The 19034-nt window shown below is 64.3% G+C and carries 19 protein-coding genes and 1 riboswitch; of the genes, 7 read left to right on the top strand and 12 right to left on the bottom strand.

The features are described 5' to 3' along the window. Window positions 1-4: 4 nt before the first annotated feature. The 6 genes from yidC to RY1_RS27295 all read right to left on the bottom strand — a co-directional run bounded on the left by yidC (window position 5) and on the right by RY1_RS27295 (window position 4959). Window positions 5-910 carry a membrane protein insertase YidC gene (gene yidC, locus RY1_RS27320; protein ID WP_072807190.1) on the bottom strand — a complete coding sequence of 302 codons (906 nt, stop codon included), beginning with the start codon at window positions 908-910 and terminating at the stop codon, window positions 5-7. A gap of 81 nt (window positions 911-991) precedes the next feature. Further along, window positions 992-1312, bottom strand: a complete 321-nt coding sequence (locus RY1_RS27315; protein WP_139279997.1) for a DUF6412 domain-containing protein — start codon at window positions 1310-1312, stop codon at window positions 992-994. Between the two features lie 69 nt (window positions 1313-1381). Further along, complete coding sequence (locus RY1_RS27310; protein WP_169914849.1) at window positions 1382-1648, bottom strand: DUF6412 domain-containing protein; 267 nt, start codon at window positions 1646-1648, stop codon at window positions 1382-1384. Window positions 1649-1697: 49 nt separating this feature from the next. Continuing rightward, window positions 1698-3194, bottom strand: a complete 1497-nt coding sequence (locus RY1_RS27305) for a DUF4153 domain-containing protein (protein ID WP_245819985.1) — start codon at window positions 3192-3194, stop codon at window positions 1698-1700. A gap of 110 nt (window positions 3195-3304) precedes the next feature. Next, complete coding sequence (locus tag RY1_RS27300; protein WP_072807187.1) at window positions 3305-4291, bottom strand: HAMP domain-containing sensor histidine kinase; 987 nt, start codon at window positions 4289-4291, stop codon at window positions 3305-3307. Continuing rightward, window positions 4288-4959: a response regulator transcription factor gene (locus tag RY1_RS27295; RefSeq protein WP_174565487.1), complete on the bottom strand. Its 672-nt coding sequence runs from the start codon at window positions 4957-4959 to the stop codon at window positions 4288-4290. Before RY1_RS27295 ends, RY1_RS27300 begins: the two co-directional genes overlap by 4 nt. A gap of 171 nt (window positions 4960-5130) precedes the next feature. On the opposite strand from RY1_RS27295, the gene RY1_RS27290 reads away from it, so the two are divergent. Together RY1_RS27290 and RY1_RS27285 are read left to right on the top strand one after the other, a co-directional pair. Then, window positions 5131-7176 (top strand): ArnT family glycosyltransferase, encoded by a 2046-nt coding sequence (locus RY1_RS27290; RefSeq protein ID WP_084727927.1) that lies wholly within the window; start codon window positions 5131-5133, stop codon window positions 7174-7176. Between the two features lie 84 nt (window positions 7177-7260). Continuing rightward, window positions 7261-8298, top strand: coding sequence for an ABC transporter substrate-binding protein (locus RY1_RS27285; RefSeq protein ID WP_072807185.1), 1038 nt, complete (start codon window positions 7261-7263; stop codon window positions 8296-8298). Between the two features lie 76 nt (window positions 8299-8374). Here RY1_RS27285 and RY1_RS27280 read toward each other — a convergent pair whose 3' ends face one another. Both RY1_RS27280 and RY1_RS27275 read right to left on the bottom strand, forming a co-directional pair. Beyond that, window positions 8375-9541, bottom strand: coding sequence for an MFS transporter (locus RY1_RS27280; RefSeq protein ID WP_072807224.1), 1167 nt, complete (start codon window positions 9539-9541; stop codon window positions 8375-8377). Window positions 9542-9787: 246 nt separating this feature from the next. Next, the gene (locus tag RY1_RS27275; protein ID WP_072807184.1) at window positions 9788-11011 is read right to left on the bottom strand and encodes an NADP-dependent isocitrate dehydrogenase; all 1224 of its coding nucleotides are present in this window, start codon (window positions 11009-11011) and stop codon (window positions 9788-9790) included. Between the two features lie 184 nt (window positions 11012-11195). Next, window positions 11196-11319: riboswitch (SAM riboswitch) on the top strand. A 171-nt stretch (window positions 11320-11490) separates the two neighbouring features. Between RY1_RS27275 and RY1_RS27270 the strand changes: the two genes are divergently transcribed. Continuing rightward, window positions 11491-12828 carry a bifunctional o-acetylhomoserine/o-acetylserine sulfhydrylase gene (locus RY1_RS27270; RefSeq protein WP_072807183.1) on the top strand — a complete coding sequence of 446 codons (1338 nt, stop codon included), beginning with the start codon at window positions 11491-11493 and terminating at the stop codon, window positions 12826-12828. Further along, window positions 12825-13982, top strand: a complete 1158-nt coding sequence (gene metX / locus RY1_RS27265; protein WP_072807182.1) for a homoserine O-acetyltransferase MetX — start codon at window positions 12825-12827, stop codon at window positions 13980-13982. Before RY1_RS27270 ends, metX begins: the two co-directional genes overlap by 4 nt. 6 nt (window positions 13983-13988) lie before the next feature. On the opposite strand, the gene RY1_RS27260 is transcribed toward metX, so the two are convergent. Genes RY1_RS27260 through RY1_RS27250 form a run of 3 tightly spaced genes read right to left on the bottom strand, consistent with a single transcriptional unit; the run spans window position 13989 to window position 15782 of the window. Next, window positions 13989-14264: a DUF3017 domain-containing protein gene (locus tag RY1_RS27260; protein WP_072807181.1), complete on the bottom strand. Its 276-nt coding sequence runs from the start codon at window positions 14262-14264 to the stop codon at window positions 13989-13991. Between the two features lie 5 nt (window positions 14265-14269). Continuing rightward, window positions 14270-15136 carry a bifunctional methylenetetrahydrofolate dehydrogenase/methenyltetrahydrofolate cyclohydrolase gene (locus tag RY1_RS27255; protein ID WP_218019865.1) on the bottom strand — a complete coding sequence of 289 codons (867 nt, stop codon included), beginning with the start codon at window positions 15134-15136 and terminating at the stop codon, window positions 14270-14272. 37 nt (window positions 15137-15173) lie between these two features. Continuing rightward, window positions 15174-15782 (bottom strand): pentapeptide repeat-containing protein, encoded by a 609-nt coding sequence (locus RY1_RS27250; protein WP_072807179.1) that lies wholly within the window; start codon window positions 15780-15782, stop codon window positions 15174-15176. Between the two features lie 33 nt (window positions 15783-15815). On the opposite strand from RY1_RS27250, the gene RY1_RS27245 reads away from it, so the two are divergent. Continuing rightward, a complete protein-coding gene (locus RY1_RS27245; RefSeq protein ID WP_174565488.1) occupies window positions 15816-16280 on the top strand; it encodes a tRNA (cytidine(34)-2'-O)-methyltransferase in 465 nt (154 codons plus the stop codon). A gap of 21 nt (window positions 16281-16301) precedes the next feature. On the opposite strand, the gene RY1_RS27240 is transcribed toward RY1_RS27245, so the two are convergent. Continuing rightward, window positions 16302-17207 (bottom strand): DUF4349 domain-containing protein, encoded by a 906-nt coding sequence (locus tag RY1_RS27240; protein WP_072807177.1) that lies wholly within the window; start codon window positions 17205-17207, stop codon window positions 16302-16304. A gap of 223 nt (window positions 17208-17430) precedes the next feature. Between RY1_RS27240 and RY1_RS27235 the strand changes: the two genes are divergently transcribed. Together RY1_RS27235 and RY1_RS27230 are read left to right on the top strand one after the other, a co-directional pair. Continuing rightward, window positions 17431-17904 (top strand): DUF6764 family protein, encoded by a 474-nt coding sequence (locus RY1_RS27235; RefSeq protein ID WP_072807176.1) that lies wholly within the window; start codon window positions 17431-17433, stop codon window positions 17902-17904. A 132-nt stretch (window positions 17905-18036) separates the two neighbouring features. Next, a partial coding sequence (locus tag RY1_RS27230) for a cbb3-type cytochrome c oxidase subunit I (RefSeq protein ID WP_174565485.1) occupies window positions 18037-19034 on the top strand: 998 nt, incomplete at its 3' end.

Genomic DNA, 19034 nt, shown 5'->3' with positions numbered 1-19034 from the left:
ATTCTCACCTTCGGCGGTCCGGCTTGGCACCTGGCTTCGGTGGTTCGACGCGTCGGACGGGCGCAGGCTGTGCCGCCGACTCGGCGTCGAGGCGTCGATAGACCAGATGCTGTTGACCGTAGGTCCAGATGTTGTTGCTGACCCAGTACAGCAGCACCGCGATCGGGAACACCGGGCCACCGACCAACACTCCGAGCGGAAAGACCCACAGCGCAAGCCTGTTCATCAGTGCGGTCTGAGGATTGCTGTGCGACGCCTCGTCCTGGCGTGCGATCGAGGCACGGGAATTGAAGTGCGTGGCAATGCTGGCCACGACCATCAGAGGTACCGCCACCAGCGCGATCGTCATGACCGATGGCACGCCACCGAACGAAGCGAACGCCCCCAACGTGTCCTGCGAACTGGAGATGGCCGCCGAGATCGGTGCTCCGAACAGTCGTGCGTCGAGGAACGACTGGACGTCGGCGGCGCTGAAGAAATAGTTGGCGGTGTTCGCGTTGTCCTCGGGCGACATGCCGAGTTGTCCGAAGCCGGTAGCCGTTCTGTTGAACGACCGAAGGACGTGGAGCAGCCCGATGAACACCGGGGCCTGCGCCAGAATCGGCAGGCATCCGAGCAGCGGGTTGAATCCGTGTTCCTTCTGTAGTTTCTGCATCTCCACCGATTGACGTGCGCGGTCGCCCGGATACTTGGCCGCGAGTGCCGTGATCTCGGGTTGCAGCTTCTTCATCGTCAGCTGTGTGCGCACCTGGCGGACGAAGGGTTTGTACAGCAGGACGCGAAGTGTGAACACGAGGAAGACAACCGCCAGCGCCCAGGTGAGTCCGCTGTCGGGGCCGAGGATCGAACCGAAGACCGTGTGCCAGATCCAGAGAACGCCGGACACGGGGTAATAGATGAAATCGAGCATGAAAGAGCACCTCACTGCGAGTGATCGGTCGATGGATTTCTCGACCGGCAGCGATGATCCGAAGCAGGACCACAGGGCCGGTCAGAGGACCGATCCAGGTGCCCGCGGGAGTGGACGACCGGGTTCGTCGGGCCGTCGTTGACGTCGAAACGCACCGCGGAGTCGTCGCTCCCCCGACACAGCTCGGCATGCAGTGATGTCGGTGTCCATGACGGACGCCGCGACCCCGATCGATCCCAGCGTCACGAAAGCCGCGACCACGAGGCCGAACAGTGCAGTGTGAGAACCCGAGTCGGGCGGAACCGCCAGCAGGATCAGAGCAGCTGCGGTCGTCAGACCGGCGAAGACTGCGAGCAGGCTCGCCCTGGAGAAAGTGAACCGGCAGAGCACAGAGAATGGCACGATGATGCTCCCGGAAGTGGAGTGATGTTGCCGTGCAGGAAAAGTCCGGGAGACTCGGTGCGATGGTGTCTAGAGTGCCCCGGCCATCACGCCGGGGGCGCGCGACTGTGGGCGGCCAGGGGCGTCGGGCCGGTGCTGACGACGGAACGAGCCGCGCAGATGTCGTTCCTCGTCACGCGGGCCCGAAGTGTGCAGCCCCGGCCGGAGACCGAGCGGCACGGTACGTCCGGTTGCGACGGCAAGCGCCGCAACCGCGACGACGACGGCCAGGGCAATGTCCAGCGAGCCCGTCGGAACGGTGACAAGAGCGGACAGCAGAAGGAGCGCGGTGATCACGACGCATCGGTAACCCATCACGTTCCTCCTCTCGCATGAATTCTTCTCGTCAGCGTACCGAAGGCCAGGCGCCGCACGCCAGCGGTCCGATGTCCGACGTCACCGACTTCGCGCGGTGCTCGGAGGCGTTGAACTCGAACCACGGACGGTCGCTCCCGTCTCGGTCGGCGAGCACGCACGACCGATACGGCTCGGGAAGTCGGTCCAGCTCGGGTACTGCGTCGGCGGACAACCCACGGAGATAGGCGGTGTCGATCTTGCCGGTCTGCTCGAATCGATCGACACTGTGGCGGGCGATATAGGCATCGGGATCGAGAAGCGACAGGCCGAGAACGGTGAGGACTGCGCTCACTCCCACTGCTCGTGGGAGCCAGCGTCCCGACATCGTCAGTCCCGTCGCCATCACGAGCAGGAACACCGAGCCGAGCAGAAGTTCCACGGCAGTGACGAACAGCCGGAGCGTGGTGTAGCCGTACTGCTGTTCGTACAGCGACATTCGATGCAGGGCCGACGCGACGACGACGAGCGAGAGCAGACACAGCCCGCCGAGCAACACGCGCAGTGCCAGTCGATCCTGTCCCGTCGTCCTCGGCGCGGTGCCGATGACCACGGCGAGAACGACAAGCGTCAGCGTCGTGACCGCCAGCAACTGCCAGAAGCCCTGACGAGCGTATTCCGCGTTGGTCAGTCCGTCCGTGGTTCGCACATGGTCCTGCCCACCGAACAGTGTGGTGATCTGCACCGCAACGAATGCAGCGAACAACGCGACCAATGCACCGAGCGGAACAGCCCACTCCCACAAACGAAGTGATCGGCGAGGTGCTGGGGCGAGTCGGTCGAACCTCGGCGGAGCCACCAGTAGATAGCATGCGCACAGTGCACCTGCCGTCACCGCCGCGAATATCAGGAGTCGCCCGAGGGCGGCACCCGGATCCCACTGCGGTGTTGCGGCGTCGACGAGCCTGGCGAATTCCGGGTCGGCGGAGGAGAACAACGCACCGAACACCACCAGTAGCATCACCGTCGCACCGACGACCGCCACGACTCGACCCGGCCGTAGATGTCGCGGCGTCGATCCGGCCGCACCGCGCGAGGTCCACCGGAATACACGGGGCACCGCCAGTATCGGTGACACTGCGCCCAGTACAGCACCCGTCCACGTCCATGCTGTGGAGAGCACCACCGCCGCAACGACGACGGCGAGCCAGGCGGCAAGTGTCACCAGCCACTCCGCTGCACGGATCGCAGCCACCGAGCTCAACGCGAGAACCGCTGTTGCACCGGTGATCTGCCAGATCGACGGACGAGTCGACATCGAGATCGCGGCAACGGCCACGACCGCAGCGGCGGTGATCGAGTATCCGATTCCGGGAGCACCGAGCACGAATGCTCCGACGCAGCCGACGACCACGGCCCCGATCGACGTGGCGGGCCCGGCAGCGGCCGATCGTCGGGCCGGCCACACTCGCGGTGACCACAGTCGCGGAAACCACAGCGAACGGTGTGTTCTGTCGACGGGCTTTTTCGGTGGATCGATGATGATCACAGCAGACCTCTTTCGGATATTTCGGGCATGACGCGGTCACCCCCGTGCGCGCAGTACCGCCGGGCTGTCACTGTGCGTGCACGGGCGGCGGAGCCGCATGAATTCGGATGTCAGTGCTGGGGAATGGTCACTCTGATGTGGCAACCGGGGCTGCGACCGAGAACCTCGATGGTTCCGCCGTGCAATTCGGTCGCCCATCGTGCAATGGCGAGGCCGAGACCGGTGCCACCGTCGGTTGCTCCGCCCCGAGTGAAGCGGTCGAACACCGCACTTCGCTCGGAAGGCTCGATACCGGGACCACTGTCGACCACGTCGAGCCGGAATCCGTTCGCACACTGCCGAACCGAGACGACCACCTCGGTCCCCGACGGTGCGTGCCGCACCGCGTTGTCGACGAGGTTCGAGACCACCTGAGTCAACCGCGATCGATCGGCGATCACGGTCAGCGTCCGAGGGTGAACATCGAGGCGCACCGAGGGTCGGCCTCGTGCGGCATCGGCGAGAAACTCACGGACCGTGAAACTCTCCGGATCGAGCCGAAGCACTCCCCCTTCGAGACGCGAAAGATCGAGCAGTTCCGATACGAGGTCTCCCAGCCTCTCCGTCTGCCGCAGCGCCTGTTCCAGAGTCGTCGGATCGGGTTCGGTGACACCGTCGACGACGTTCTCCAGAACCGCACGAAGGGCTGCGATCGGAGTCTTCAACTCGTGAGAGACATTCCCGATGAGCTCGCGGCGATACTTGTCGGCGGCCTCGAGGTCGGTCGACATGATGTTGAACGCCTCGGCGAGTTGCCCGACCTCGTCACGAGAGGTAGCGCGCACCCGCGTCGAATAGTCGCCCCGTGCCATGGCTTTCGCTGCCGCCGTCATCTCCCGCAGCGGCGACGTCATCCCGTGCGCGACCACCTGCGTCGCGGCGAGCGAGACCACGAGTGCCGCGAGCAGGGTGTACCGAAATTGCGTTCCAGCACCGAGCCAGAACGTCACACAGGCAAGAGTCAGTGCAATACCGACGATGAGCGCGACCTTGAGTTTGAACGACCGCAGGGAATCGAGCGGGCGCGGAAGGAGCCGTGTGACTCCGTCGAACGTCATCTCGGCACCTCCAGCGCATATCCGACGCCGTGCACCGTCCGGATCAGATCGCCGCCCAGCTTGCGGCGCAACGCTTTCACGTGACTGTCGACTGTCCGCGAACTCGCCGAGTCCTCCCATCCCCACAGCTCGGCCAGGAGCGTCTCGCGTGCCACTGCCGTACGCGGACGATGGGACAGGTAGACGAGAATGTCGAATTCGGTGCTCGTCAAGTGGATCTCACCCGCGTCGCTCGATACCCGCCGCGCGTCATGATCGATTCGTATCGGACCTACGTCCATGTGCGTGGACCCCATCGAGCTGCGATCGACCCGGCGAAGAAGTGCGTGTACACGTGCCACGAGCTCGCGCATGCTGAACGGTTTCGAGAGATAGTCGTCGGCACCGACACCGAGCCCGATGAGCATGTCGGTCTCGTCCGACTTCGCAGTGAGCATCAACACGGGCACCGGCCGACCGGCCTGAATCCGGCGGCACACTTCCAAACCGTCGAAACCCGGGAGCATGACGTCGAGAACGACGGCATCCGGCTGCACCCGCGCGCACATCTCGACTGCGGACGGACCGTCGGCTGCAGTGACGACGTCGAATCCCTCGCCGCGCAGACGTGCAGCAACGGCTTCGGAGATGGTCGGCTCGTCGTCCACGACCAGCACGGTTCGGTTCATGGACATGACAGTAGAGGTCCGTCGTGGAGGAGACGGACGGGAAATGTGGAGGTTCGGTGAAGATCTCGGACGAGCGAGATCGCCACACACAGCAAAGACACAGCTGGCGCGCAGCTGCTCCGACGGTTCTCCGGTCACTCTTGCATGCGTGATCAGAGGGAGAAGACTGCGATGACTTCGGTGGACAACACCCAGCACGAGACCGAAACGAGAACGAGCCCGCTCGTCCGCAACAGATATCGACTGGGACTTGCAGTTCTACTGGCAGGCACGGCAGTGCTGTACCTGTGGGACCTGACGTCGAGCGGATACGCCAACAGCTTCTACGCCGCCGCTGCTCAGGCAGGCGCGCAGAACTGGAAGGCGATGTTCTTCGCCTCGCTCGACTCGTCGAACTTCATCACCGTCGACAAACCGCCTGCGTCGATATGGGTGATGGCGCTGTCTGCGAGGATCTTCGGATTCTCGAGTGCCAGCATCCTCGTGCCGCAAGCAGTGATGGGTGTCGGCGCGGTTGCCCTCGTCCACGCGGCAGTCAAGCGTGTCGCCTCTCCCGGTGCGGGGCTGCTGGCAGGTGCGGTGCTGGCATCGACTCCTGCGGCGGCACTCATGTTCCGCTTCGACAACCCCGACGCACTCCTGGTGCTCCTGATGACGCTGGGCGGCTACTTCGTCATCCGCGCGGTCTCGACCGAGGTCGGACGACGAGCCGCAGGCTGGCTCGCGCTCGCCGGAGTCGCTCTCGGATTCGCGTTTCTCACCAAGATGATGCAGGGGCTGCTCGTACTTCCGGCATTCGGACTGGTCTACCTCGTCGCGGGGCGTGCTCGCCTGATTCCGCGGCTGATCCATCTTCTTGCGGCGGCAGCGGCTCTCGTGGTCTCCGCCGGGTGGTGGGTCGTTGCCACCATCGTCTGGCCGGTGGACTCGCGCCCGTACATCGGCGGCTCCACCGACAACTCCGTCATGGACCTCGTGCTCGGTTACAACGGTCTGGGACGTATCTTCGGGCAGAGTCGCGGCGGTGGCTCCGCGGAAACCATGCCCGGACCTGAGGGTGCAGGTATGCCGGGCGACATGGCGGGAGGAATGCCGGGCGGCATGGGCGGGCCGGGCGGGGGTCAGGCCGGATCGAGCTTCGGTGGTTCCACCGGCCTCGATCGCCTCTTCGGAAGCGAAATGGGCTTCGAGATCTCGTGGTTGATCCCCGCGGCACTGATCGCGCTGATTCTGGGATTCGTCGCTCGCGGCAGGGCGCCCCGCACCGACGTGGTGCGTGCCTCGCTGATTCTGTGGGGCGGATGGTTCGTCGTCACCGGCGTGATCTTCAGCTACATGTCCGGAACCGTGCACCCGTATTACACCGTCGCACTCTCACCTGCGATCGCCGGGATGATCGGCACCGGCGTCTACGCGCTCTGGCTCGAACGCGACCGCGTCTGGGCACGATTCGGACTGTCCGCAGTGACCCTGGCATCCGGAGTGTCGGCCTGGGTGTTGTTGAACCGCAACGCGAGCTGGTTGCCCGCACTGAAGTGGATCCTCCTCGCGGGCACGGTCGCCGCGGCCGTCGGGCTCGCTCTCGGTGCGGTGCACCGGATTCGGCGGGCGACCACGGTGGTGATCGCACTCGCGATGCTGTCCGGACTCGGCGGCACGGCCGCCTATACCGTTGCCACAGTTGCCAATCCGCATGCTGGATCCATCCCGAGCGTCGGTCCGGCCGGTAGCGGAGAGATGAGCGGCATGGGCGGATTCGGCGGCGCGTCTCGCACCAGGGACAACGCGGCAGCGACGGCGCCCGACCCAGCAGCGTCCGAAGCAACAGGGGCGAGGGAGGCGCCGACCATGAACCAGGCACCGGGCGGGGGCATGGGAGGTATGGACGGCGGCAGCACCGACCCGGCGTTGGTGACGCTGCTGCAGAACGCCGACTCACGCTGGGCGGCCGCGACCAACGGTTCTCAATCGGCAGCAGGCATCGAGCTCGCCTCCGGTACGGCCGTGATGGCCATCGGCGGCTGGAGCGGGGACCCGGCTCCGAGCCTCGAACAGTTTCAGGAGTGGGTGAAGGCAGGCGACGTCGGCTACTACATCGGCGGCGGGCAAGGCGGCGGACGTGGTGGGAACTCGGAGATCTCGACGTGGGTCGCCGCGAACTTCACCGCGACGACCGTCGGAGCCTCGACGGTTTACGACCTCGGCAGTGGCTACTGAAAATTTCGGGCGACCGGGTATCGCGAAATTAGTAAGGCTCGGCTAGCCTTAGCCGACTTCTCTGCTTCCCGAAAGGTACCCCTCATGGTCGAATCCAAGCGATTCACGCGGTTGACCGCCGCCGTACTGGCGGCAGGACTGCTGCTCTCCGCATGTTCCTCCTCGGACGACTCGTCCAAGGAGAGCAGCACCAATTCGTCCGGCGGCGCCTTTCCCGTCACCGTCGACCATGCCTTCGGCGAGACGACGATCGACGCCGAACCGGAACGTGTCGTGGTGGTCGGCTACACCGAGCAGGACACTCTGCTCGCACTCGGTGTCAAGCCGGTGGGCGTCACCGAGTGGTACGGCGAGCAGCCGTACGCAACGTGGCCGTGGGCTCAGGAAGCTCTGGGAGATGCACAGCCCGAGGTACTGAGCGCGGACGACGGCTTCCAGTACGAACGCATCGCCGCCCTGAAGCCGGACCTGATCGTCGGAACGAATGCAGGCTTGGACGAGGAGTCGTACACCAAGCTCAGCGAGATCGCACCGACCATCGCCCAGTCGGGCGACTACACCGGATATTTCGAGCCATGGGATGTCCAGGCACGCAACATCGGCACAGCGCTCGGGAAGAAGAACGAGGTCGACGAGCTCATCGACGGGATCGCCGACAAGTTCGACGCGGCCAAGGCCGCGAATCCCGAGTTCGACGGCGCGAAAGCGGTCTTCCTTCAGAACGCGTTCTACGACGGCGCGGCGATCGCGTACCAGAACGGGCTGAGCACCGACTTCCTGACGAGGCTCGGCTTCGTCGTACCGTCCGAGATCGATGCTTTTGCACCGCCCGAGGGTGGCGGCCAGGCCAATATTCCACTGGAGAACTTGTCGGTTCTGAACGCTGCCGATGTACTGCTGTGGGCAACCGAGTCTCCCGAGGACCGTACGACGCTCGAGCAGGAACCGGTGTACCAGAACCTCGATGCGGTCAAGGAGAACAAACTCGTCTTCACCGACGACGTCACGGCCGGTGCCATCTACTTCACCAGCCTGTTGAGCTTGCCGTACGTCATCGACAAGCTGACCCCGGCGTTCGCCAGCACACTGGCAGGCGAAGGCGCAGCGACCACCTCGAGCTGATTCCTGCTCACCGAGATCGAAGCTGTGGACGAATTTCAGCCGAAGTCGCTACACAACTTCGATCTCGGCCGGGAGGTCAGGCAGCAGGGACGCGGGCAGCAGCCTTGGCGTCGGTCCGTCGCTGCATCCACATCGCCGTCGCGAGTACGGCAAGTCCTGCAACGGCAAGAACCGAGCCGACCGCCGCCGGCGCCGTGTAGCCGAACCCGCCTGCGATCACCGCGCCGCCGAGAGCGGCACCGATGGCATTGGCCAAGTTGAATGCCGCGTGGTTCAGCGACGCAGCCAGCGTCTGCGCATCGTCGGCGACATCCATCAGCCGAGTCTGCAGGCCGGGAATGACGGACGAACCCGAGGCCCCGATCAAGAACACCAGAAGCAACGCACTGATCTGATTGTGTGCCGCAAGCACGAACACGGCGAGGAACACCGCCATCGCGAGCAGCCCGACGAACGTCCCACGCAGCTGGTACCGGTCGGCCAGCCACCCACCGAAATAGTTGCCTGCGACCATGCCGAGGCCGTAGATCATCAGCGCCAGCGGCACGAGCGCTTTCGCCAGACCAGCCACATCGGTCAGCGTCGACGAGATGTAGGTGTACACCGCGAACATGCCGCCGAAGCCCACCATGCCGACGAACAACGTCATCCAGACCTGACTGCGACGCAGCGCGCCGAGTTCGGTGATCGGATTGGTGGTGGGCATGCCGTCCAGACGTGGCATCCACGCGATCAGTGCCGCAACCGTCAGTGCGCCGATGACGCCGACCACACCGAATGCACTTCGCCAACCGAGGCTCTGCCCCAACCACGTCGCGGCCGGTACGCCCACGACGTTGGCGATCGACAACCCCATCATGACCGTGGCCACGGCTTTGGCCCGCTTGCCCGGCTCGGCGAGGTGGGCTGCAACGAGTGCCGCGATGCCGAAGTACGCGCCGTGCGGCAGGCCTGCGACGAACCGGGACGCGACCAGTTCATGGAAGCTGGGCGCGAACATCGTGCCCAGGTTGCCGAGCGTGAACGCCACCATCAGCGTGATCAGCAGTACTCGCCGGGGAACTCGCGCGGCGAGGGTCGCGATCGCGGGTGCACCGACGACCACTCCCAGTGCGTACGCCGAGATCATGTGACCGGCGGACGGCTCCGAAATCCCCATTGTCGTCGCGACGTCGGGAAGCAACCCCATCGACGCGAACTCGGTGGTGCCGATGCCGAAGCCACCTATCGACAGTGCGAGCATGGCGAGCCGTCGGCGAGTGGTGTGCGGCCGACGGCTCGTACTCGCTCCGTGCGACACCCTCGAACGCACGACGCCAACATTTCCGGCGAGAGCGGAACCGGTGACAGACACAGAAAATACGACCTAACGGATATCGGTGAGGACAAGAAGAGAGGGGACGGACCCGATCTTCGATTGTCGTCCCGACCGCAACCGAATTTCGAATCGATCAGCGGTGATTGTCCTCACCCGGGTGGATACCCCCGATCAGCGCGCCGCTTTCTGCAGGTTCTCATCGAGTGCCCCGAGGAACTCCTCGGTCGTCAGAAATCCCTGGTCACCGCCCACGAGTGCGGCAAGATCCTTCGTCATCTCGCCGCCTTCGACGGTTCTGATGACGACGTCTTCGAGAGACTGAGCGAAGCCGACGACCTCCGGGGTGCCGTCGAGCTTGCCTCGGTGCTCGAGTCCGCGCGTCCACGCGAAGATCGACGCGATCGGGTTCGTCGAGGTCGGCTTGCCCTGTTGATGCTGACGAAAGTGGCGCGTGACGGTGCCGTGCGCCGCCTCCGCCTCGCAGGTCCTGCCGTCGGGAGTCAACAGAACGGACGTCATCAGCCCGAGCGAGCCGAACCCTTGCGCCACCGTGTCCGATTGCACGTCGCCGTCGTAGTTCTTGCAAGCCCACACGTACCCGCCCTCCCACTTCATCGACGACGCCACCATGTCGTCGATGAGCCGGTGCTCGTACGTCAGGCCCGCGGCGTCGAACTCCGCCTTGAACTCGGTCTCGTACACATGCTGGAACGTGTCCTTGAACTGGCCGTCGTATGCCTTCAGGATCGTGTTCTTCGTCGATAGGTAGACCGGGTAGTTCTGCTGCAATCCGTAGTTCAGAGACGCGCGCGCGAAGTCGATGATCGACTGGTTGAAGTTGTACTGGCCCTGCACGACGCCGCCGAGACTCGCCTCGGTGAACCTCACCAGTTCGTGCTGGATCGGCTCACCGCCGTCGGACGGGGTGTAGGTGATGGTGACGGTGCCCGGCCCCGGGACCTTGAAGTCCGTGGCTCGGTACTGGTCACCGAAGGCGTGACGGCCGATGATGATCGGTTTGGTCCAGCCCGGAACCAGACGTGGGACGTTCGAGATGATGATCGGTGCACGAAAGATCGTGCCACCGAGAATGTTGCGGATGGTGCCGTTCGGCGATCGCCACATCTTCTTGAGGCCGAATTCCTCGACGCGCGCCTCGTCGGGGGTGATGGTGGCGCACTTGACCCCGACCCCGTGCTTCTTGATGGCGTTGGCGGCGTCGATCGTGACTTGGTCATCGGTCTTGTCGCGATACTCGATGCCCAGGTCGTAGTACTCGAGATCGACATCGAGGTACGGATGGATGAGCTTGTCCTTGATGAACTGCCAGATGATCCGAGTCATCTCGTCGCCGTCGAGTTCGACGACTGTGCCTTCGACCTTGATCTTGGACATGTGGGGTTCGTGTCCTCCTGGGAAGTGTGTGGTCTTCCGTCTCTGCATCGCCTGTGCCGCGTGTACACCGAAGCGGGGCGCCATCAAACATTACAAGCGTACTGCTTGATGCCACGACTGCAACCGACACTTGCAGCGGTGTCCCTATTTCGCACAACAGACCACACCGCTAGGATTCTCGCCAGGTCATGAGTGCCAGCGTCGAAAGCCCCGGCTTGCTGGCCGGCAACCCTCCAACCGCGGTGGGGTGCTCCGGGTGAAGACCTGGTTGTCCGGTCGCAGACGCAGCCGGATGACAAGCGCGGGTTCGCTCAAGGGGATGTGTTGATCTCGGCGGACCCACTGACCTGCCACAACTGGACCCAGAAGGCCCCGAGGAGGTTCACCATGTGTTGTTGTCTCGATACGCCCCGCCAGGCTCTCGCGACCGAGAGTCGATTCGAATCCTGCACATCCTTCGAAGACGGAGTTCTCCTCTCATGACCGACAACACACCCGACGTCGTAGACGCCGTAGGCACCCCCATCGAAGACCCCACGGCATCGTGGAGTTTCGAAACCAAGCAGATTCACGTCGGACAGAACGCCGATGGCGTCACCCACGCCCGCGCACTCCCGATCTACCAGACCACGTCCTACACCTTCGACAGCACCGATCACGCGGCGGCGCTGTTCGGGCTCGCCGAGCCGGGCAACATCTACACGCGCATCATGAACCCGACTCAGGATGCAGTCGAGCAGCGGATCGCCGCGCTCGAGGGTGGCGTCGCGGCGCTGCTCGTGTCCTCGGGTCAGGCCGCCGAGACGCTGGCGATCCTCAACATCGCCGAGGCAGGCGACCACATCGTCTCGAGCCCACGCCTGTACGGCGGCACCTACAACCTGTTCCACTACACGCTGCCCAAGTTGGGCATCCAGGTCTCCTTCGTCGACGACCCCGACGACCTCGAACAGTGGCGTGCCGCGATCACCCCGACCACACGGGCGTTCTACGGCGAAACCATCTCGAACCCCAAGAACGACATTTTCGACATCCCGGGTGTCGCAGGCGTCGCCCACGAGAACGGGATCCCCCTGATCCTCGACAACACCGTCGCGACTCCGTACCTGATCCAGCCGCTGAAGCACGGAGCCGACATCGTCGTGCACTCGGCCACCAAGTACCTCGGTGGCCACGGCACTGCCATCGCAGGCGTCATCGTCGACGGCGGGACATTCGACTGGACTCAGGGTCGTCATCCGAACTTCACCACGCCCGACCCCAGCTACCACGGTGTCGTGTTCGCCGATCTCGGCGCGCCCGCCTACGCGCTCAAGGCACGAGTGCAGCTGCTCCGCGACATCGGCGCAGCGATCTCGCCGTTCAACGCTTTCCTCATCAGCCAGGGGCTCGAAACTCTCAGTCTTCGCATCGAGCGTCACATCGAGAACGCACAGAAGGTCGCTGCGTTCCTAGACGCGCACGAGGACGTGGCGAGCGTCAACTACGCGGGCCTCGAGTCCTCGCCGTGGTACTCCCGCGGGCAGGAACTTGCACCGAAGGGTCAGGGTGCGATCGTCGCATTCGAGCTGAAGGGCGGCATCGACGCGGGCAAGAAGTTCGTCAACGCACTGAGCCTGCACAGCCATGTGGCTAACATCGGTGATGTGCGTTCACTTGTCATCCACCCTGCATCGACCACTCACTCGCAGTTGACTCCCGAGGAGCAGCTGGCCTCCGGCGTCACCCCGGGCCTGGTCAGGCTCGCAGTCGGAATCGAAGGCATCGACGACATCCTCGCCGATCTCGAGGCCGGATTCGCAGCGGCGGCATCTTGACCATCAGCTCCGTGCACGACGTCCGTTCGGCCGCAGGCCTGCCTGCGCCGGACGGACGGCTCGGCCACATCGACATCGGCTCCCTCGAACTCGAGAGTGGCGCCACTCTTTCCGATGTGACGGTTGCGGTACAGCGGTGGGGTGAGATATCACCCGCCCGTGACAACGTCGTACTCGTCGAACACGCGCTGACCGGAGATTCCCACGTGTCCGGCCCGCCTGACGCCGCGCATGCACTGGCGGGGTGGTGGAACGGCATGGTCGGTCCAGGCGCCCCCGTGGACACCGACGAATGGTGCGTCATCGCCACCAATGTCCTCGGCGGATGCGGTGGCACCACGGGACCGTCCTCGATCGGCCCGGACGGCACACCCTACGGAAGCAGCTTCCCGGAAATCTCCATTCGGGATCAGGTCGCCGCCGAGGTCGCACTGGCCGACATTCTCGGCATCGAACGGTTCGCTGCCGTAGTCGGTGGCTCGATGGGCGGCATGCGGACACTCGAGTGGATAGTCGGTTACCCCGAGAGGGTCACGGCCGCCTTGGTTCTCGCCGTCGGCGCCCGCGCGACCGCCGACCAGATCGGCACACAGACCACCCAGATCGAGGCCATCACCTCGGACCCGGACTGGCAAGGCGGGGACTATTACGGAACCGGCCGTGCGCCTCGAACCGGTCTCGGAATCGCACGTCGGATCGCTCATCTGACGTACCGCACCGAGAGCGAGTTGGACATCCGGTTCGCCAACTCCCCGCAGACCGACGAGGATCCTTGGAACGGTGGCCGTTACGCCATCCAGAGCTACCTGCAGCATCAGGCGACCAAACTGGTCGACCGATTCGACGCAGGCACCTACGTCCTGCTGACCGAAGCCATGAACCGACACGACATCGGCCGCGGCCGCGGCGGAGTGGACGCTGCACTCGCCCGCGCGAGCGTGCCGACCATCGTCGGCGGCGTCGACTCGGACCGTCTCTACCCGCTACGGCAGCAGAAGGAGATCGCTCGCGGTCTGCCCGAATGCCGAGGGCTCGAGGTCATCCAGTCACGCGATGGACACGACGGATTCCTGACCGAAGCCGGAGCCGTCGCGAAACTTCTCGGGGAGACCCTGGATCAGGCGCGAGCGAGTAGGCCGCGCCGCACCGACTGAGCGATGTCAGTCGGTGCCGAGCGGGTCGATCGAGGCGGAGAGAAACACGATGGCTCCGCCCACCAGGGCCAGCGCGGACACGTCGAATGCACGGCTGCGCACCTGAAGGAGACCGATTCGGTTCTCCGGCAGGCACATGCGAAAACCTGCAGCAAGGATGGTGGCGATACCGAGCACGAAAGCGCCTCGGCGCCACCGATCCGCGAGAACCAGCACCAGCGCCGCAAAAATCACGATCAGCACCAGGATCAGCGGCAGGTTCCTGCGGATCCGCTCCCCCATCGAGCTCAGACCGCCGCGGTCTCGGCCGAAACCTTCTCGGCCCGTTCGACGACGTTCGCGAGTAGGAACGCCCGCGTCAACGGGCCGACGCCACCGGGATTGGGTGACAGGAAGCCCGCGACATCGGCGACGTCGGCTGCGACGTCGCCCCGCAGACCGTCCTCGGTCCGGGCGACCCCGACATCGAGGACCGCTGCGCCTGGCTTGACCATATCGGCGGTGACGATCCCCGGTACCCCGGCTGCGGCGATGACGATGTCCGCGCGGCGAACCTCCTCGGCGAGATCCTTGGTGCCGGTGTGGCAGAGCGTCACCGTCGAATTCTCGGACCGCCGAGTGAGCAGCAACCCGATGGGACGACCGACGGTCACACCCCGACCGATCACCACGGCATGCGCCCCGGCGAGTTCGACATCGTATCGACGAAGCAGGTGGACGATGCCTCGCGGCGTACAGGGCAGTGCCGCTTCCTTACCGAGAACGAGCCTGCCGAGGTTGATCGGATGAAGACCGTCCGCATCCTTGGACGGATCGATTCTTTCGAGTGCGGCGTTCTCGTCGAGATGCTTCGGCAGTGGCAGCTGAACGATGTAACCGGTGCATTCCGGATTCTCGTTCAGCTCGTCGATGACGGCGTCGAGATCCTCCTGCGAGATGTCGGCGGGGAGGTCGCGGCGAATCGACGTGATTCCGACCTTCGCGCAGTCGTTGTGCTTGCCGCGCACATACGCAGCCGAGCCCGGATCGTCGCCGACCAGCACTGTCGCCAACCCAGGAACGATGCCACGCTCACGGAGAGCAGTCACTCGCGCGGTCAGGTCGACGAAAATCTCGTCGCGGGTCGCTTTGCCGTCAAGGATCGTCGCAGTCACGTCGACCATTGTTCCAGGCGGCACCGGACGCGTGTCGTCAACCCTCGACCGCGAGGCCGTGCGCGTGTGCATACGCCACGGCCTGGGTGAACTCGATGTGGGCACCGGCGAGTGCCGCGCCTACCCAGAGGTTCGCATCGACACGGGCGCCGCGAAGATCCGCCTCCTGCAGTTTGGCACCGGTGGTTCGTGCACCGGACAGATCGGCCGATCGCAGTATCGCCTTCCGGAGGTCCGTATTGACCAGGTTGGCCTCCGACATCCGGCACCCGGTCAGATCCATCCCGCGCATGTCCGCTCCCCCGAGCCCGGCCAACGTGAAGTCGACCTCGTCGAACGTCGCCGGACGCATCCGAGAGTCGACGAATGTCGATCCCATGAAGGTCGAGTTCCGAAAAGTACTGTGCTGCAGAGTGGCCCGGGTGAACGTGCACGACCGGAATGCAGCGTTGACATGGACAGACTCGGTCAGATCGGTTCCGGTGAAATCGCACTCCGTGAACACCACCGACGATGTCTTCACGCCACTGAGATCGGCATCTCGGAAGTTGCACGATACGTAGGTGCGATCCGTCCACTGCTGTCGGTCGAGCCGCGCGTCGGAGTAGTCCTCACCGATGATCTGTTCGTCGTCCACCTGCCCCATCCTCCCTGTGACGGAGGTGGCAGAGTGAGCCGGGTGTTTCGTCTCATGTTCTTCGAGCCCCGAATTCCGCAGAACACCGGCAACGCCATACGGCTCGTGGCCGGCACCGGCTGCGAGCTCCACCTCGTCGGTCCCCTCGGCTTCGACATGTCCGAGCCCAAACTCAAACGTGCAGGCCTCGATTACCACGACCTCGCCTCGGTGACGGTGCACGAGAACCTGTCCGCGGCGTGGGATGCGCTCGCACCGACACGAGTCTTCGCCTACACCGCGCACTCGTCGACTTTCCATACCGCTGTCGATTACGAACCCGGCGACGTGTTGTTGTTCGGACCCGAACCGACCGGGCTACCCGACGACGTCCTCGGCGATTCGCACGTCACCGACAAACTCCGAATCCCGATGATCCCAGGGCGACGGTCACTCAATCTCGCCAACGCCGCAGCCGTCGTCATGTACGAGGCGTGGCGGCAACACGGCTTCGCGGGCAGCGTGTAGGAGAGAAGGGTGTAGGCGGGGCTACTCCCGCGGGGGCTCGGTGTCCGGGTTCGCCACTGTCTCGGACTCAGCGGACCGAACGGGTTCCGTCGACCGGCTTCGACGCGTCAGCCGAACGATCAGATACACCACTGCGGCGCCGACCCCGAGCGCGCCGATCCACGGAATCGCACGTCCGAGACCGACGACACCATCGTGCATCGCGTCGAGAAGCGAATGCCAGCCCGCGACCAGACCGTCCCAGAACGAGTCCGGACCCGGCGACGGGGTGACGTCGTCGGTACTGAATTGCACTGTGATGGTGGACAAATCCACCTGATCCGCGAGGTAGTTCTTCTGCGAAGTCAGACTGTCCAGCTCGCCTTGCCTGCTCGACAACGCAGTCTCCGCCTCGATCAGATCCGCCGTGTTGTTCGCGCCCGCGATCAACGCCTTCAATCGATCCACCGAGGCCTGCAATGCCGCGATCCGTGCATCGAGATCCTGATACTGCATGGTGACGTCGTCGCGCGTGATGCTGACCGAGGTCACCTTGCCCAGGTCCTCGATGCGCGCGAGTGTGCCGGTGAGTTCGTCGGCCGGAATGCGAGCGGTGATCGAGCTGCTGGCCGTCAAATTGTCCGTCTCCGGATTCTCGGATCGGTTGTCCACGCGGCCGCCCACCGCCTCCACGGCCGACACCGCGTCACGAGCCGCCTCGATCGGATCATCGGAGGTGATGTAAACCTGGCCCGTCACAACCTCTTTGCGCTCCGCCGGTACCGGCGCCTGATCGCGGGACTGGAACCCCGATTCCGGAGCGAGCGCCACGCCCGGCTCGGAAAAGGACGAGTCGGGCGCCGACGAACCTGCGTCGCTGCCCGACCCCGAGCAGCCTGTCAGCAGAATGAAGGATCCGACCAGGGCTGCGATCAGGCTGCGTCTCATCCCAGGATGGTAGGACACTCGCGCGCGGATCGGCGGAAGAGTCGAATCGTTACAGCCGTAGGGAACATTCACTGATGACCTGAGCGCAGAACCGGGGTACGGTGTGCCGCACCGACCCATTTATCTCCCGTGAAGGAGCCTCCTGTTGTTCTCCCCTTCCACTGCCTTTTCTTCGCTCCGCCGCTCGTCCCAGGATGATTCCAAGTCACGGTTCGGTAGTCGAATGTCCCGCACTGCAGCACTTTTCACAATCGGCACCGGTGTCGCCGCGGCCGGATTCCTCGGCGCAGGCACCGCAGCAGCTGCCCCGGTGAGCTGCGTCTCGCCGCCCTCGGCAAACGACATACGGGTCGACGGCACCGCCAGTTGTGGGGCCACCTCCACGGGCCCGGGCGTCGCCGATGCCGGGGCCGCCGAAAGCGGCACCGCCGTCAGCGTGACCGACGGGACCGGCGCGGCCACTACCTACGCCAACGGGTACGGAACGGCGTTGGGTGCATCGAAGAATGCGGGCACGGCGTATGCGTGGGCACTCGGCGGCGGTATCGCACACTCCTGGGCGGACGGAGCAACCACTGTCGCGATCGCTGGATGGGGTTCGGGAGCAACGGCCGAAGCCGCCGGGGTCGATTGCGTCGGACCCTTGTCGTTGGCACTCAATCTGACCTCCGGCCAGTTCTGCGTGCTGGGATCCTGACTCCGATTCGCTTCATCCGAATGCCCTGTTCGCCGGTCGCGGTGACAGGGCATTCGGCGTTCCTACGACCAAAGGTAGTACTCGGGGCGTCAGCGGTTTACGATGTTCCCACTCGCGTCTTCAGGAGGATCAGTGACTGCCCTAGCGCCTAGGCCGACTCCCGCTGTGACGGCGGCGAGGCCTTTTCCGCCGAGGATGGGACCGAAGGGTTCTTTTCTTCACAAGGCGGTGACGACGACTGATCCCAAGGTGTTGGGGATCATGTACATCGCGACCTCGATCGGGTTCTTCTTGGTCGGTGGGTTGATGGCGTTGTTGATGCGCGCCGAGTTGGCTGTGCCGGGGATGCAGTTCTTGTCCAACGAGCAGTACAACCAGTTGTTCACCATGCACGGCACGATCATGTTGTTGTTGTATGCGACGCCGATCGTGTTCGGGTTCGCGAACTACATTCTGCCGTTGCAGATCGGTGCCCCTGATGTGGCGTTCCCGCGGCTCAATGCGTTTTCGTATTGGTTGTATCTGTTCGGGGCGTTGATCACCACGGCCGGGTTCATCACCCCGGGTGGTGCCGCGGACTTCGGGTGGACGGCGTACACGCCGCTGACGTCGGCGTTGCATTCGCCGGGTGTGGGTGCGGACTTGTGGATCATGGGGTTGGCGGTGGCTGGTTTGGGCACCATTTTGGGTGGGGTCAACATGATCACCACGGTGATCTGTTTGCGGGCGCCGGGGATGACGATGTTCCGGATGCCGATTTTCACCTGGAACATTCTGGTGACCTCGATTCTGATTCTGCTGGCGTTTCCGTTGCTGACGGCGGCGTTGTTGGGGTTGGCGGCGGATCGGCATCTGGGTGCGCATCTGTTCGATCCGGCGACCGGTGGGGTGTTGTTGTGGCAGCACTTGTTCTGGTTCTTCGGTCATCCCGAGGTGTACATCATCGCGTTGCCGTTCTTCGGGATCGTGTCGGAGATTTTCCCGGTGTTCTCGCGTAAGCCGATGTTCGGGTACACCACGTTGATCTATGCGACGATCGCGATCGCGGCGCTGTCGATCGCGGTGTGGGCGCATCACATGTATGCGACCGGTGCGGTGTTGTTGCCGTTCTTCTCGTTCATGACGTTCTT

The organism is Rhodococcus yunnanensis NBRC 103083 (assembly GCF_001895005.1).
GTDB lineage: Bacteria > Actinomycetota > Actinomycetes > Mycobacteriales > Mycobacteriaceae > Rhodococcoides > Rhodococcoides yunnanense.
The sequence above is the reverse complement of the archived record's forward strand: the minus strand, read 5'-3'. Positions and strand labels throughout refer to the sequence as shown.